This window comes from Virgibacillus salexigens (assembly GCF_000723585.1).
GTDB classification, from domain to species: Bacteria; Bacillota; Bacilli; order Bacillales; family Amphibacillaceae; genus Virgibacillus; species Virgibacillus salexigens.
Genome location: NZ_CCDP010000001.1, coordinates 363,955 through 378,699, shown reverse-complemented (window position 1 = coordinate 378,699; position 14,745 = coordinate 363,955). Strand labels below are relative to the sequence as shown.

15 protein-coding genes are annotated in these 14,745 nt (G+C 37.5%); 10 read left to right on the top strand and 5 right to left on the bottom strand.

The window, feature by feature from the left end:
• The first annotated feature begins 142 nt into the window (after positions 1 to 142).
• Complete coding sequence (locus tag BN990_RS01870; RefSeq protein ID WP_021290005.1) at positions 143 to 940, top strand: N-acetylmuramoyl-L-alanine amidase; 798 nt, start codon at positions 143 to 145, stop codon at positions 938 to 940.
• Between the two features lie 50 nt (positions 941 to 990).
• Here BN990_RS01870 and BN990_RS01865 read toward each other — a convergent pair whose 3' ends face one another.
• Positions 991 to 1,212 carry a VOC family protein gene (locus BN990_RS01865; RefSeq protein ID WP_021290006.1) on the bottom strand — a complete coding sequence of 74 codons (222 nt, stop codon included), beginning with the start codon at positions 1,210 to 1,212 and terminating at the stop codon, positions 991 to 993.
• 565 nt (positions 1,213 to 1,777) lie between these two features.
• Here BN990_RS01865 and BN990_RS01860 point away from each other — a divergent pair.
• Positions 1,778 to 2,047: a hypothetical protein gene (locus BN990_RS01860; RefSeq protein WP_021290007.1), complete on the top strand. Its 270-nt coding sequence runs from the start codon at positions 1,778 to 1,780 to the stop codon at positions 2,045 to 2,047.
• Between the two features lie 60 nt (positions 2,048 to 2,107).
• Here the strand turns inward: BN990_RS01860 and BN990_RS01855 are convergent, their stop codons facing one another.
• From BN990_RS01855 to BN990_RS01840, 4 genes are all read right to left on the bottom strand, one after another.
• Entirely contained in the window at positions 2,108 to 3,085 is a 978-nt protein-coding gene (locus BN990_RS01855) for a ring-cleaving dioxygenase (RefSeq protein WP_021290008.1), read from the bottom strand.
• A 340-nt stretch (positions 3,086 to 3,425) separates the two neighbouring features.
• A complete protein-coding gene (locus BN990_RS01850; RefSeq protein ID WP_038241947.1) occupies positions 3,426 to 3,848 on the bottom strand; it encodes a DUF1801 domain-containing protein in 423 nt (140 codons plus the stop codon).
• 178 nt (positions 3,849 to 4,026) lie between these two features.
• Positions 4,027 to 4,452, bottom strand: coding sequence for a pyridoxamine 5'-phosphate oxidase family protein (locus tag BN990_RS01845; protein ID WP_021290010.1), 426 nt, complete (start codon positions 4,450 to 4,452; stop codon positions 4,027 to 4,029).
• Between the two features lie 71 nt (positions 4,453 to 4,523).
• Entirely contained in the window at positions 4,524 to 5,900 is a 1,377-nt protein-coding gene (locus tag BN990_RS01840) for a DUF2254 domain-containing protein (protein WP_021290011.1), read from the bottom strand.
• A 231-nt stretch (positions 5,901 to 6,131) separates the two neighbouring features.
• Between BN990_RS01840 and BN990_RS01835 the strand changes: the two genes are divergently transcribed.
• The 8 genes from BN990_RS01835 (at position 6,132) to BN990_RS01800 (ending at position 14,722) form a co-directional block, all read left to right on the top strand.
• Entirely contained in the window at positions 6,132 to 7,136 is a 1,005-nt protein-coding gene (locus BN990_RS01835) for an ABC transporter ATP-binding protein (RefSeq protein ID WP_021290012.1), read from the top strand.
• Complete coding sequence (locus BN990_RS01830; RefSeq protein ID WP_038241944.1) at positions 7,133 to 8,113, top strand: ABC transporter ATP-binding protein; 981 nt, start codon at positions 7,133 to 7,135, stop codon at positions 8,111 to 8,113. Before BN990_RS01835 ends, BN990_RS01830 begins: the two co-directional genes overlap by 4 nt.
• 63 nt (positions 8,114 to 8,176) lie before the next feature.
• Positions 8,177 to 9,814, top strand: coding sequence for an ABC transporter substrate-binding protein (locus tag BN990_RS01825; RefSeq protein WP_038241941.1), 1,638 nt, complete (start codon positions 8,177 to 8,179; stop codon positions 9,812 to 9,814).
• Positions 9,815 to 9,921: 107 nt separating this feature from the next.
• Positions 9,922 to 10,926 carry an ABC transporter permease gene (locus tag BN990_RS01820; RefSeq protein ID WP_038241938.1) on the top strand — a complete coding sequence of 335 codons (1,005 nt, stop codon included), beginning with the start codon at positions 9,922 to 9,924 and terminating at the stop codon, positions 10,924 to 10,926.
• Between the two features lie 145 nt (positions 10,927 to 11,071).
• Positions 11,072 to 11,989, top strand: coding sequence for a nickel transporter permease (gene nikC / locus BN990_RS01815; protein ID WP_021290016.1), 918 nt, complete (start codon positions 11,072 to 11,074; stop codon positions 11,987 to 11,989).
• Positions 11,990 to 12,108: 119 nt separating this feature from the next.
• Positions 12,109 to 12,699 carry a DUF6305 family protein gene (locus BN990_RS01810; protein ID WP_021290017.1) on the top strand — a complete coding sequence of 197 codons (591 nt, stop codon included), beginning with the start codon at positions 12,109 to 12,111 and terminating at the stop codon, positions 12,697 to 12,699.
• A 45-nt stretch (positions 12,700 to 12,744) separates the two neighbouring features.
• Positions 12,745 to 14,139: a sensor histidine kinase gene (locus BN990_RS01805; RefSeq protein ID WP_038241935.1), complete on the top strand. Its 1,395-nt coding sequence runs from the start codon at positions 12,745 to 12,747 to the stop codon at positions 14,137 to 14,139.
• Positions 14,111 to 14,722: a response regulator gene (locus tag BN990_RS01800; RefSeq protein ID WP_021290019.1), complete on the top strand. Its 612-nt coding sequence runs from the start codon at positions 14,111 to 14,113 to the stop codon at positions 14,720 to 14,722. The genes BN990_RS01805 and BN990_RS01800 overlap by 29 nt, the downstream gene beginning before the upstream one ends.
• The last annotated feature ends 23 nt before the right edge of the window (positions 14,723 to 14,745 follow it).

Here is a 14,745-nt window from a genome sequence, read left to right as displayed (position 1 = left end):
AATGATCCGATTATAGTTATAAGAACGGGCAGTGGCATCTATGGAATTTCTATCAAATAAAGATGTTTGTCCAATTGGAAGAATATATGCTTTCATACGCTGTTATGGAAAGAGAATATGAAGAAGACTGGAGGAATAAGTAATGAGACTTTATTTAGATCCAGGTCATGGAGGGTCTGATCCAGGTGCAACAGGAAATGGACTATATGAAAAAAATATTAATTTAGATATTGCCTTACGAATTAGAAATATCCTTACCAGTGAATACAATAATGTGCAGGTACGAATGAGTAGAACAACCGATGCTACGGTTAGTCTTAATCAACGAACGAATGATGCCAACACATGGAATGCTGATTACTTTCTATCCGTACATTGCAACTCTTTTAATGGTTCTGCTAGGGGCTATGAAGATTATATTCATTCGTCACTATCTGATGGTTCACAAACAGCACAGTACCGTAATCAAGTACATTCAGAAGTCACGAAAGTAAATCAACTGCGTAATAGAGGGAAGAAAAAGGCCAATTTTCACGTTCTACGTGAATCTGCAATGCCTGCAATACTAACGGAAAACGGATTTATAGATAATCCGAGTGATGCTGCATTAATGCGTAGTGCTTCTTGGAGACAAACCGTTGCTCGTGGGCATGTCAATGGATTAGCAAAAGCTTTTAATCTAACAAAAAAGCCAGGTTCGGGTAGTATTTATCGAGTGGTAGCTGGATCTTTCAAATCCCGAGATAATGCAGAACAACGTGTTGATATGCTACAGTCGAAAGGGATTAATGCCTTTGTCGACTTAGTAACCATTTCCGGACAGCAATGGTATCGTGTTCAAGCAGGAGCTTTCACCAATCGATCAAACGCTGAAGAACAATTAACAAAAGTGAAAAACGCTGGTGTAACGGATGCTTATATTGTTCATGAAAGCCGCTAGGTCATAGTAATAAGAAATGGGCATGTTGAATGCCTGTTTCTTATTACCGGCTATTCTCCCCCGGAAACATGCCAGGTTACACCAAATTGAGCAATAACTTGATCATAAGCTGGGCTCCAAAATGCTTCTTGCATTGGCATTGCCTCAGCTCCATCATTTGTTAATAGTTTGTTATAAATATCCTCTGCCTCTTCCTTTCCATCGAATATTATCGTAATAGTAACATTCGTTCCCATTTCAAACGGGGTCCCTGGTAGCGTATCAGAAATCATTAAATCAAAACTACCTACTTTTAAATGGGCGTTAAGAATAGGTCTTTAGCTTGATCAGGAATCCAGGTTTACTCACTATCTGGCATACATTAGAAATTTTACTGTTCTACACGGGTTTAATAAACACCATAGCCAAAGAATGAAACATTCCTTTACAAAAGTCATTTATTGTTATCATACTTTTCAAAGATAGGAAGTAAGATAGGATAAACTCCCTTATGCCTTAAAATAGGGAGTATAGTATATGTCTACCCTGATTCGGAACCAAATTAATTCCATTTTATACTAGCAATCTAAAAAAGTTGATTAATGATATTGTAGATGCTTAGGCAGGGTATTCATCTTAATATAAATGAATTGTCGTAACTACATGATTATGGATCATGATATCAAGTTCTCCACAATCATTATTTAATTTTCATACGATGATATTCGGTCTGCATTTCTATGATGTTAACGATCCAGTTATAACGTTGGAAGGAGTTCCTTTAAGGGACCTCGATGAAAATATCATTATGGTATGTAATGGGTAATGAGAATCCTTAATTATCTGGGGGATGAAAATATGACAAGGATTCTTCTCGAAGGATGGACGCCTTTTATCCTTACAGGATTAATAACAGCATCCGTCATTATTATTTTAGCAAGGTTGATTAATCGGGTAACATTGTACATCATTACTACGCTTCTAAGCCTTGCCGGTTTTATTATATTCATTATCAGTATCTTTGCTATCGGCGAATGGACGGGAATGGGGATAGGCTTGTTTTCCATCTTTACTTTAATAGGTGTTAATTTAGGCCTGGTCTTTAGTTTTTTTATCAAGAAAAACTAAAAAAGGCCATGCAGTAATCTAGATGCACGACCTTACCTGATAAAAATGTATACCATCTGGTTATTCTTTTTTAAATTCTTTCGTGCTTCTTACCGTATCAATCGGGCGCACCATTTTCTCAATTTCTTCACGATTTGGCTCGAGGAATGGTGGTAGCGATAAGCTCTCTCCGAGTGTTTCATATGGTTCATCTCCCATAAACCCAGGACCGTCAGTGGCAAATTCAAACAGAATTTGGGGAGCTACACGGGCATATAATGATTCAAAGAAATGGCGATTAACATAACCAGACGTTTGAAATCCGAAATTCTCCATTCGTGTGATCCATTCCTCTAACACATTTCGGTCGTCAACACGAAATGCAGCATGATGCACCGTACCATACCCTTGTCGACCGTTTGGCAGTACCGGGTTATATTCAACAATGACTTGTGCTCCATTGCCCCCTTCCCCCACTTCAAACAAATGAAAAGCACCATCTTGGTCTATTTCATTGAAAGCAAGTACTTTTTCCATCATTTCTTTAAAATATTCAAAGTTTGCAACTCGAACAAATATCGGCCCCAGACCTGTTATTGCATAGTCTAGAGGAATTGGTCCATCCTGCCATGGAACCCCCGCTTCGACACCAATATTCTCTTCGTCAGAAATTAATTGATACTGCTGATCATCAAAATCCACAAAGGATAATGTTCGCTTACCAAACTGTTCTTTAACACCTGTATGCGTTACCTCTAAGCGGTCAAAACGTTTGACCCAATAATCAAGAGCAGCATCAGAAGGAACGCGAAAAGATGTTTTAAAGATTTCATTTGTTCCATGCGAACCTTTTGGAATACCCGGAAAATCAAAAAACGTCATATCGGTCCCAGGATTTCCTCTATCATCTGCAAAGAATAAGTGATACGTTTGAATATCATCTTGATTTACTGTCTTCTTGACTAAGCGCATCCCAAGAATATAAGTGAAAAACGCATAGTTCTTTTCTGCACTACTTGTAATTGCTGTAACATGATGAATCCCTTTCAAACCTTGCATCATTGATCCTCCTATAGCTTTAGATATTTATTTATTCTTAATTCATTTATCTTTAATTAAATATAAATATACCATGTATTTTTTATAATGTCCACTTATTTTACTCACCACATGGAAAAACACACCCCATAGGATGTGTTTGATTCGAAATTTTTATTTTTCATTAAGATGTTCATTCAATTCTTGAGCCGTTCGACTTTCATCCAGCACCAGCACCCTGATAGAACTGCGAAAAACTATAGTGACTGAACGGTAATACTCTATTCTCAAATAACGCTGTATGAATTTGCCTGTATTCATACTTTCTTTCCTGAAAAAAAGCACCCCTTTTATGGGTGCTTTACGTTGTTGGGTATTTCTCTTTCAAGAAGGTAACAGACTGGTTAATTAATTGTTTAAGAACATCAATATCAATATCTGCTAGCTTATTGATATAGACACACGCTTTCCCACTTGTATGCTTTCCTAGTTTCTGTAATAAATCTTCACGTTCTTGATCTCCTGTTGCAAAATACAAGCTAAATTTTGCTTTTCGTGGTGAAAAACCAACTAATGCTACGTCTCCTTCATGGCCACTTGCATATTGATAATGGTAGGAGCCAAATCCGATTATACTAGTACCCCACATTTTTGCAGGATAACCGGTAGTTTCTGTAAAAATATCTAGTAATCGGTAAGCGTCTTCTTTTTTCTTTGGGCTTTCCACTTGTTCAATGAATTCTATAACATCGTCCTCATTTTCTTTGGTTTTCAATTCGTACATCGAATCCCCCTCAAAATAAGTATAATTATAACATTAGTTCGATATAACTGAATGGAATTCCTTCCATCTTCGGATATAGGGGACACCCTTGGTCTCTAACTACTCTACAACGAATCAAAGAAATAAGCCTTATGAAAATAATTAGCCAGATGTGTAACTGACCACATCTGGCTATTCCTTAACTAAGATTCAATTCTTGTGGACTTTCTCCCTTTTTATTCATTAAGCGAATATGCAAAGGTTTAATTTCTAAGATAGTGAGTTTTGGATCGTTTGGTCCGTCAAAATACAGCTTCATGCGATCATTCCAAAGTTGATCTTTCAACTCTTGCGACTCATTAAACGAAACCTTTCCTTCATATTCTACATACGTGTCACCAAATCCTTCACCCTCATAGCCCAAAATAATATGGGTATACGGATTGGCTTCAATGTCTTCTGCTTTATCCGTCTCCTTATTTGTCGGGGTATAAAGCGTTAGATTTTCATGAAAAAAAGTCATGTATCTTGAATGAGGCATCTGCTTTTTCACCGTTGCCATCGTTCCTACTGAACTATCCTCTAATATATGTTCGATTTGTTGTTTTAATTTTTCTTGACTCATTTTCGTCACTCCTTGTAACCTCGTGTATATCATTATTATTCCTTTATCATGAAATCCTAAACCCTTATCCTTTATTGTGCATATCCTTTAAAATGCTGTTCGATATAATGGTAGTTTTCGAAGTTGCCCGTTATTTCAGCGAGCTTGTATAAGTTTCTCAACAACAATCGGCGATCAATATCAAAAATAAACTCGGTGTAAATATGATCAATTGTATTACTAGCAAATCCCCAAATAACATCATGATGTTTTTCATCGACGGCTCCCGCCAATCTTGTAAGTGCAGCAATAATATCGGTGATAATTGGATAATTCTTCTGAGCATAGTGCCTAATAACACCTAAGCCCTGATATAGATGGTACTCAAAATTATCTACCCCTAAAATCAAGCGAACCTGCTTGTACTCATCAACTAAATATGGAGAAAACGTGACATTCTTTTCTAATGTTAATAACAAATCGGTCACTTGGAAAATGGTATTAGATGCAGTTTTAGGATCATCATTCCCTATCGCTTTAATTGCTATTTCCCCCAGTTTATTGAGTCCAAATTTCAAATCCTGAATCTCCGTTTCCTTATGACCAATTCGGATTAATTGAACATACTTCGCTTCATCTACATTATCTGCGCCCGGTCCCCAATAGGTAAATAGTTGATTTCCATTTAAAACAAAACTGCCCACTCGTACTTCCATTTTAATTATGATATTATCTTTCCTTGCCTCTTTAATCAGATCCTTAAAAAGAATTAGCTGGATATAACCAGATTTAGGGGACATTACCGTTTTACTTTGCGGATAATCATGTTCCAACATATCCCCAGGTTGACTCGTTCGTATTTCTTCTAGTTCTTGGGAGAAAACACCGTTTAATATTCCTTCAGAAACATCATTCATCATATCGGTAATATTATGAACTTGCATCCACGTGGTTGCATGATTAATGAAATAGATGAAGACAATGGCTGCGAAAAAGGCAATCAAAACTGTCACAAATGGTACTGCGGTATAGTAGTCTACAGGTTTACTGCTGATAAATAAAAACATGATTAGAACATAAACAAAACTGCCATTAAACACTCCAAGAATATGTTGCGTTTGCTTATCTTTCACAAAATTTTGCAGCAACCTTGGCGAGAATTGTCCACTAAATGTAGTAAGGACAACAAGCAAAGAATTCAATGTAAAAGCACTTAATGTTAAAACGCCTCCAATTAACGAGCTAATAAGTAGACGAGTGGTTTCAAATTCCGCCTTAAAAAAAACAGGCATATATTGTGCCAGCCCGATACCAACATCAAGATACAATGTAATAGCTGCAAATAAGAATGTAACAATCACATAAAGTAGCGGTGTCCACCATAATGTTAAACGAAGTTCGTATTGTCTTTCTGGCTTAGACATTTGCAAATACTTACTGATTGAAGGTGGTAATAATTTTACAAGCATATTCTTTTCTCCTCTATTTTGTTTTTAACACCGGTGTTGTTTCTTATAGCTCTTACCCCGAATCGTAGTTTTTAACACATGTGTCTTAGTCCTACCGTGATTTTACTTTGTCCATTATTTTTTGAGAAAAAAGGGAAAAAAACATCCCAAGCTAGAAATTTATGTATAATGATAATTAATTCTAAAAAATCTAATTATTTTAAACTGTTACAAAACTGAAGGAGGATACATATGCATACGGAGTCCCCCATTCTACAAGTAGAAAATTTACATACGCATTTTATTACCAAAGCAGGCATTGTGAAAGCCGTAGATGGCGTTGATTTTGATATTAAACCTGGGGAGACATTAGGTATCGTTGGTGAATCTGGATCTGGGAAAAGTATGACAGCCATGTCGATAATGGGATTGATTCCTTCTCCGCCTGGAAAGATTGTAGAGGGAGAAATCCGATTTAAAGGGGAAAATTTGCTTACCAAAACCAAAAAACAAATGCGAAATATTCGGGGAAAGGAAATATCAATGGTGTTCCAGGATCCGATGACTTCTTTAAACCCAGTATTCACCATCGAGAAGCAACTAATTGAAACAATACTGGCTCACGAAAGTTTTTCAAAAAACCAGGCACGATCAAGAGCCTTGGAATTACTTCATTTAGTTGGGATTCCTGATCCAAAAAAACGATTAAAGAATTATCCACATGAATTCAGCGGTGGGATGCGACAGCGGGTTATGATTGCTATCGCATTAGCCTGTAACCCTTCCGTGCTAATTGCAGACGAACCAACCACAGCATTAGATGTAACCATTCAAGCACAAATACTTGAGCTCTTCAAAAAAATGCAAAACGAGTTAAATATGGCCATTATTATGATTACCCATGACCTTGGTGTCGTAGCAGAGGTTTGTGATCGTGTAATGGTTATGTATGCCGGCAAGCCAGTTGAATATACAGAAACAAACCACTTATTTGACCAAGGAAAGCATCCTTACACTTTAGGATTAATGAATTCTATACCAACGATTAATAAGCAAAAGAAAAAACTTGAAGCTATTGATGGGGTGCCACCAGATTTACGCTCCCTTCCAAAGGGATGCAGTTTCGCACCTCGCTGCAAGCATGTCATGGAGGCGTGTTTACACATTGACCCGACTCTAACGGAAGTGAATGATCATCATTTCGTCCGTTGTTTATTATATGAGGAGACGAACTCTGAAAAGGTGGTCAGCCCATGAGTACATTATTAGAAGTAACTAATTTAAAAAAGCATTTTCCATTAAAAGACAGTAAATTATTTTCCAGGGAAAAGCCTGTACTTAAAGCGGTTGATGGCATTTCCTTCTCTATTCAATCAGGGGAAACGCTAGGATTAGTTGGCGAAAGTGGTTGTGGAAAATCTACTGCAGGAAGATCAATATTGAAATTAATTAATCCAACCGAAGGAGACATCTATTTTAAGGGAGAAAATATTTCTCATTATCGCGGGGAGAAGCTTCGTAAATTAAGAAAAGATATGCAGTTGATCTTTCAAGATCCATACGCATCCTTGAATCCTAGAAAAACAATTGCCCAAACCATTACAGAACCGATGAAGATCTTTCAATTATCAAAAGAGGAGCAATATAAAAAGTTAGGACAGTTGCTAGATGTCGTTGGTTTACGTTCCTATCATAAAGATCGTTATCCCCATGAATTCAGTGGAGGTCAACGTCAACGAATCGGAATCGCCAGATCACTTGCCCTTGACCCTGAACTTGTCATTTGTGATGAGCCAGTGTCTGCACTGGATGTATCCATCCAAGCACAAGTCATTAATTTAATGGAAGATTTGCAGGAAGAGTTTAACCTTACTTATATTTTTATCGCACATGATCTAAGTGTCGTTCATCATATTAGTGATCGAGTTGCCGTTATGTATCTAGGAGAGATTGTTGAAATAGCCGAAGCAAACGAGCTATATCAGGACCCAAAGCATCCGTATACCCAAGCACTGCTTTCAGCAGTACCAGAGGCAAATCCTCATTTAGAAAAGCAGCGGATCATTCTAAAAGGCGATCTACCCTCTCCTGCCAATCCTCCTAGTGGTTGTAAGTTTCACACTAGGTGTCCATTTGCAGAAGAAATTTGCCGTCAAGAGAAACCAGAGCTAAAACAAGTCTCATCCAATGGACAAATGGCTGCATGCCATTTCGTTAGGGAGGTGGTTAGCTAATTACATCAACCAATACCAAACCTTGGAAAGTGTCATCTAAAACATAGGATCAGAGGGGGAATTATGTTGAAAAAACGTTCCATTTTAGCATTATTTGGTTTACTTTTTATTTTACTCTTCATTTCCGCTTGTAGTAATAATACAAGTTCTACAGGTGAGGAAAGTGAAGGTTCAGGTGGAGAAGATCAAACAACGGAAGAAGCCTCGGGTGAAAAAACACTTATATTTGGTCGAGGTGCAGATTCCATCCAATTAGACCCTTCAAAAGTTACTGATGGGGAATCGATTTATGTTACGAACCAAATTTATGACACGCTTGTTCGTTACCAAGAGGAAAGTACAGAGGTTAAACCAGCGCTAGCAACAGAATGGGAGACCAGTGAAGATGGGCTGACATGGACATTTCAATTGCGTGATGATATCAAATTCCATGACGGTACTGATTTTAATGCTGAATCCGTTGTATTTAATTTTGAACGTTGGGCAACTTCAGCAGAATATATTTATTATGGATATATGTTTGGGGCTTCAGAAGAAGACTTGGGTGGCATCATTGAAAAAGTGGAAGCAACTGGAGATTATGAAGTAACCTTCACACTTTCTGAACCAAATGCACCATTTTTACAAACGTTAGCCATGCCACCATTTGGTATAGCTAGCCCTGATGCAGTAGAAAAACACGGAGAAGATTACTTCAAAAACCCCGTCGGTACAGGTCCATTCGTTTTTGAAGAATGGCTTCCAGATGAAAGCATCACCCTATCCAAAAACGAGGAATACTTTGGAGAAGTAGCTAATGTAGACAAAGTTGTCTTCCGTACGATCCCTGATAATGGTGCACGATTTATGGAATTACAATCGGGTTCAATAGATTTAATGACAGGTTTAAACCCACAAGATATTCAAACAGCAGAAGATGACCAGAATCTACAAATTATCCGCAGGCCATCCATGAATGTTAGCTACCTTGCGATGAATACTGATAAAGAAGGCCCTTTATCCGAAAAACTAGTACGCCAAGCTATTAATTTAGCGATTGATAAAGAACGGTTAATCAGTCTGTATGAAGGTATTGGCAAACCTGCCAAAAACCCGCTTCCACCATCTTTATGGGGATACAATGATGATATTGAAGATTATGGTTATGACGTCGAAGAAGCAAAGGCTCTCCTAGCAGAAGCAGGTTATGCCGATGGATTTGATATTACCTTGTATACATTTGCCAATCCTAGACCATATATGCCGCAGCCAAAAGTATCTGCTCAAGCCATACAGGAAATGCTCAAAGAAATCAATGTAAATGTTGAAATAATTGAAAATGATTGGGATACCCATCTAAATGTTACAGAGAATGGAGAACATGATATGGCGTTTCTAGGCTGGACTGGTGATAATGGTGATCCAGACAACTTCCTATATGTATTATTAGACAAAGATAATGCGAAAAAGGGATCTGCAGGTAATATTGCATTTTATAAAAATGATGAGGTACATGATTTACTAAAACAAGCACAAACAGAAATGGATCAAGAAAAACGTACCGAACTTTACTTAAAGGCACAAGAAATCATTCATGAAGATGCTCCTTGGTTCCCAATTGCGCATACAACACCACCAATTGCTGCAAGTAAAAATATCGTCAATTATTCACCACACCCTACGGGCAGTGAACCATTTAATCTATTAGATATTGAACAGTAGAAAAGATACAAACCACGCTTAGGTTGATCCTTACGTCAAATACGTAAGGATCTCCCTTAAGCTGAACCAAAGTATATGTTAAAGACATTATTCGGAGGAATTTTACTATGCTTAAATACATTATCCGAAGACTATTCATGCTCATTCCTGTCTTAATAGGTGTTTCCATATTAACCTTTTCACTTATTCACCTCATTCCTGGTGATCCAGCCAGAAGTATGCTAGGAGAAAAAGCAACAGAGGCACAATTAGAATCCTTACGGGAAGAACTAGGACTAAATGATCCTTACATTGTCCAATATGGTCGGTTCTTAGGAAATATTGTACAAGGCGACTTGGGGGAATCTATTCAATCAAAAGAAAACATCGCTGAGCAATTACTCTATAAGTTACCCGCTACCGTAGAATTAACCATTTTCGCTATGATTTTGGCAATTATCGTCGGTGTTCTAGCTGGGGTAATTGCTGCTGTTAAACAATATTCCTGGTTTGACAATATTAGTATGACTGGCGCCTTATTCGGTGTATCCCTACCTATCTTCTGGTTAGGTTTAATGATGATTTGGCTTTTTTCTGTTGTATTTAACATTCTGCCACCTTCTGGGAGACTCACTTCTGGTATGGAATTAACCACGATTACGAATTTTTATTTATTAGATAGCTTGCTAACTGGTAACTGGGCTACCTTTAAAGATGCTTTCTCCCATCTATTAATGCCTGGTCTTGCCCTAGGTACCATCCCCATGGCAATCATCGCAAGAATGACCCGGTCAAGCATGCTGGAGGTTATGCGCCAAGATTACATACGGACAGCAAATGCGAAAGGATTAAGAACGAGATTTGTTGTTTTTCAACATGCTTTAAAAAACGCATTTCTACCAGTTCTAACCGTGATTGGGCTGCAATTTGGATTATTGCTAGGTGGAGCAGTATTAACAGAGACGATATTCTCATGGCCTGGAATTGGACGTTATGTCTATTTAGCTGTGCTTGGTCGTGATTACCCAGTCGTTCAAAGTACGATCTTAATTGTCGCAACGATTTTTGTATTGGTTAATTTAATCACGGACATACTTTATAAATATTTTGATCCACGTATCCGTTTTGATTAAGAATAAGGGCGCTCTCTATTAAGGACGTACGATAGTTGGCCTATGAATTGTGGTTCATTCACATTTGCAAAACAAAATCTTTTTTCTTGTTTCTAATACATTGCGTAAGCTTCAAGAAGTAGATTTATATGAAAGGATGTGCATCATGTCACTTCAACCGAACCCAACACCAGAACCGAATCCCGCACTACCTGATAGCCATGATCTCCAGCAAACGAAAGCTCGAAAGCTTTGGGTAGATGCACTAATACGAATTGTGAAAAGCAAAACCTCGCTAATTGGTTTATGTATTATTTTGGTTCTTGTGTTAACGGCTATCTTTGCCCCGGTAATAGCAACGCATAGTCACACTGCTCAAGATATCATTAACCGTTATCAGCCTCCCTCTGCCGAACATTGGCTAGGTACGGACGAACTTGGCAGAGATATTTTCTCTAGAATTGTTTATGGAACTCGTATATCTATACAAATTGGCGTGATAGCCGTTGGAATTGCTATGATAATAGGTGTAGTATTAGGTAGTGTTGCTGGTTATTTTGGTCGTTGGATTGACCAGATCATCATGCGAATAATTGATATTATGATGGCCTTCCCTAGCATTCTACTAGCTATCGCATTAGTAGCCGTTTTAGGCCCCAGCTTAACCAATGCAATGATAGCCGTTGGGATCGTAGGGATCCCCCAATTTGCTCGGATTGTCCGATCAGCTGTGTTATCAATTAAGGAAACCGAATACATCGAAGCATCCAAAGCAATTGGAGCAAAACACGCTAGAGTATTATTCCAGCATGTGCTACCAAATTGCGCCGCACCCATCATTGTACAAGCTACCTTGAGTATAGGCACTGCTATTTTAGATGCAGCTGGATTAAGCTTCTTAGGTCTCGGCGCTCAACCGCCAACGCCAGAATGGGGAGCGATGTTAACCGATGGCAGGGCTGCTATCCAAAACGCTCCATGGGTTGTTGCATTTCCTGGGTTAGCCATCTTCTTAGTCGTACTTGGATTTAATCTATTTGGCGATGGCTTACGAGATGCACTAGACCCGAGACTAAAAGAATAGAAGATTGTTTTGGAAAAGGTAAGGCAAAACATGCTTTACCTTTTCCATATCTAACTGAACCGGTTTACTGATTTAAACAGCGACGAAAAAATAGCAAAAAGTAGGAGAGGTGGACAAAAATGAATAAATACATGCCGTTCTTCCTATGTTTATTACTTGCCTCCATTATTACGATATCCACGCGAAGCGCCCCCAACCCGAATCACATAAATACATACCCAAATTTGCCAGCCCCAATCGGCGAAGAGAGAATTCTCATTACATCGGCAGGACAAGCACCAGAAAGCACGATTATCAGTAACATAGCTGATAACTTAAATCTTGAAATGGATTATCGCCCCAGGGCTCTCGCAACCGACCTTTATGATTATCAAAGCTTAATTATCGTTATTGGTTTTAGTGCCAATGGTATGCTGCACACACCTCGTAGCTTGTCTGATGAACTGAAACGAACGAAACAGCTAGTAGAAGAGGCCGCGATTCAAGATGTACCTATTATTTTAGTCAATCTGGTAGGTAAGCATCGCGAAGATCCAAATTCAATGAAATTGTTTCAAGCTGCCGTTCCCTATGCCAATTACTATATTGGTATAAAACAAATGGAGAACAAGGAAAATGTTCTAGCTACGTTACGATCTTATAAAATACCAGCTACTCTTGTACATCAATTGCAAGATATTTCTGTCCCATTAAATTCAGCATTTCGTTAGTAACATGCAATATACATATTAAAATAAGAAGGTTGATGACAGATAATGAAAGTAAAACACCCTTATCTCACAGGAATAATTGGGCTTCTATTGATGATATATGGTTTCTTTCTTCCATACTTTGTTAAAGATTGGACATTATTTATTGTTGATGGAATACAGCATAGTATTGTACACCAGGATAGCGGGCAATTGATGATTACTTCCTTTGCTTATGTGGGTAAGTATACACTTATTTTTTTTCTTATTTATTTTGGTGCATTGGTAATTTCTTTCGCATTATATAGTAAATTGGATTCGCCTCATTTTTCTTTTCTATTCATTGGTATTGTTTTCATTGCATTCTTTCTTTTCAACATTATCTTTGGTGAATATTTCTCCTATGTAAACTGTTTCGTTAGTCTAGCGATTATTATATTTCTGCAAATATATATTCCCAAGCAAAAATTTTTCTTTCTTATTTCATCCATTATTATCATTTTGATTTTATTTGCTACGCAATGGATTCAGTTAGTCCCAGCACTTTCCAAATTTGGTTTTGGAACAAATGATTTAGCAATCAGCATTAAAACGGCTGACTTATACTTTACAAATAATAAATTGTATAACACATTAGCAACTCTGTATTTCTTGGTATTTCTTGTCATCGCTATTATCCTTACGTTTCTTATTCATTTACTAAACAAGCAGTTCTTTACACTGAAAAAATACCAGCAACAGGAGGAGGAGTTGAAGGAAACAAGAATTGCCCTTATCGAGTCAAAAGTTTATGAAGAAATTACAACATTAGTACATGACTTAAAGACGCCCTTAGTTACAATAGAAGGACTTCTGTCTTTATTAGAGATGAAATCACAAGTGAACATGCATTCGACTTTCAGCAACTATTTTGTTCGGATTGGAGCTTCTTTAGATAACATGAAAGATATGATTTCGGAAATTTTATATGAGAATATTAAAAAGCATATTTCAGTAGAGGAACTGTTTGCCTACGTAACAAGTCACCTAGGCTTAGATAACCATGAAAAAATTCATCTAAGAATTGATATTGACCAACACACTCCTCCAGTTTTTGTGAATAAGATTCGGTTTTCACGGGCTATTTCCAATATTATTGAAAATGCGATAGCTTCATTTGCTCATGAGGCAGGATATATCCATGTCCGTGTCAAAAGAATAAATAGTGGTATTTTATTTCGAATTCAAGACAATGGCCCGGGTATTGAAGCAATACATATGAAAAATATTTGGCATGAAGGGTTCAGCACAAAGAACTCATCTGGAATAGGTCTTTCGTTTGTTAAAAGTGTAGTCGAAAATCATGGGGGGAAAATCTCGGTAAAAAGTGAACCAGGGAATTATACGCAAATGAATATCGTGCTTCCGGTTCCTAAAGAGGGTGAAAAGAAAGGTGAAGTCAACGATTTTAATTGTAGATGATAATGAGGATATACGATTTACATTAAACGAAGTTTGCAGCTTTGGAGGATACGCTGTATTAGAAGCTTCTACAGGAAAAATGGGGGTAGATGTATGTAAAAAGATGGAACCTGATCTCATTTTACTGGATTATCATATGCCTAATTGGGATGGCTTAAAAACAACAAAAGAAATTCGGAAATTTAATGATAAAACGCCAATCATCATTCTTACCGTCGATGAAAGGCAGGAAGTAGCTAATATGTTTCTACATGCAGGTGCTACCGACTTTGCATTAAAGCCCTTTAGAGCTCCAGATCTATTGTCTAGAATACGAATTAATTTAAAAATTGGTAGACTAACTGCTAATCAAGAGAGTGTCTTTGTTGAAAAGGGAATTAACCAAGGAACATTAATGTCAATTAAAAATTTTTTGTTACAACAAGGAACAGCAAGAACCATAAATGAAATTCAAGAAGAATTACCGATTGCATATCAGACTGTACACCGTTATTTAAACTATTTGGAGGGAAAGGGAGAAGTAGAGATTATCTGCCATTACGGAAAAAAAGGAAGACCTAAAAATCTGTATAAGCTCGTTTAAAAGAAGAAGCAGAGCATCACAAA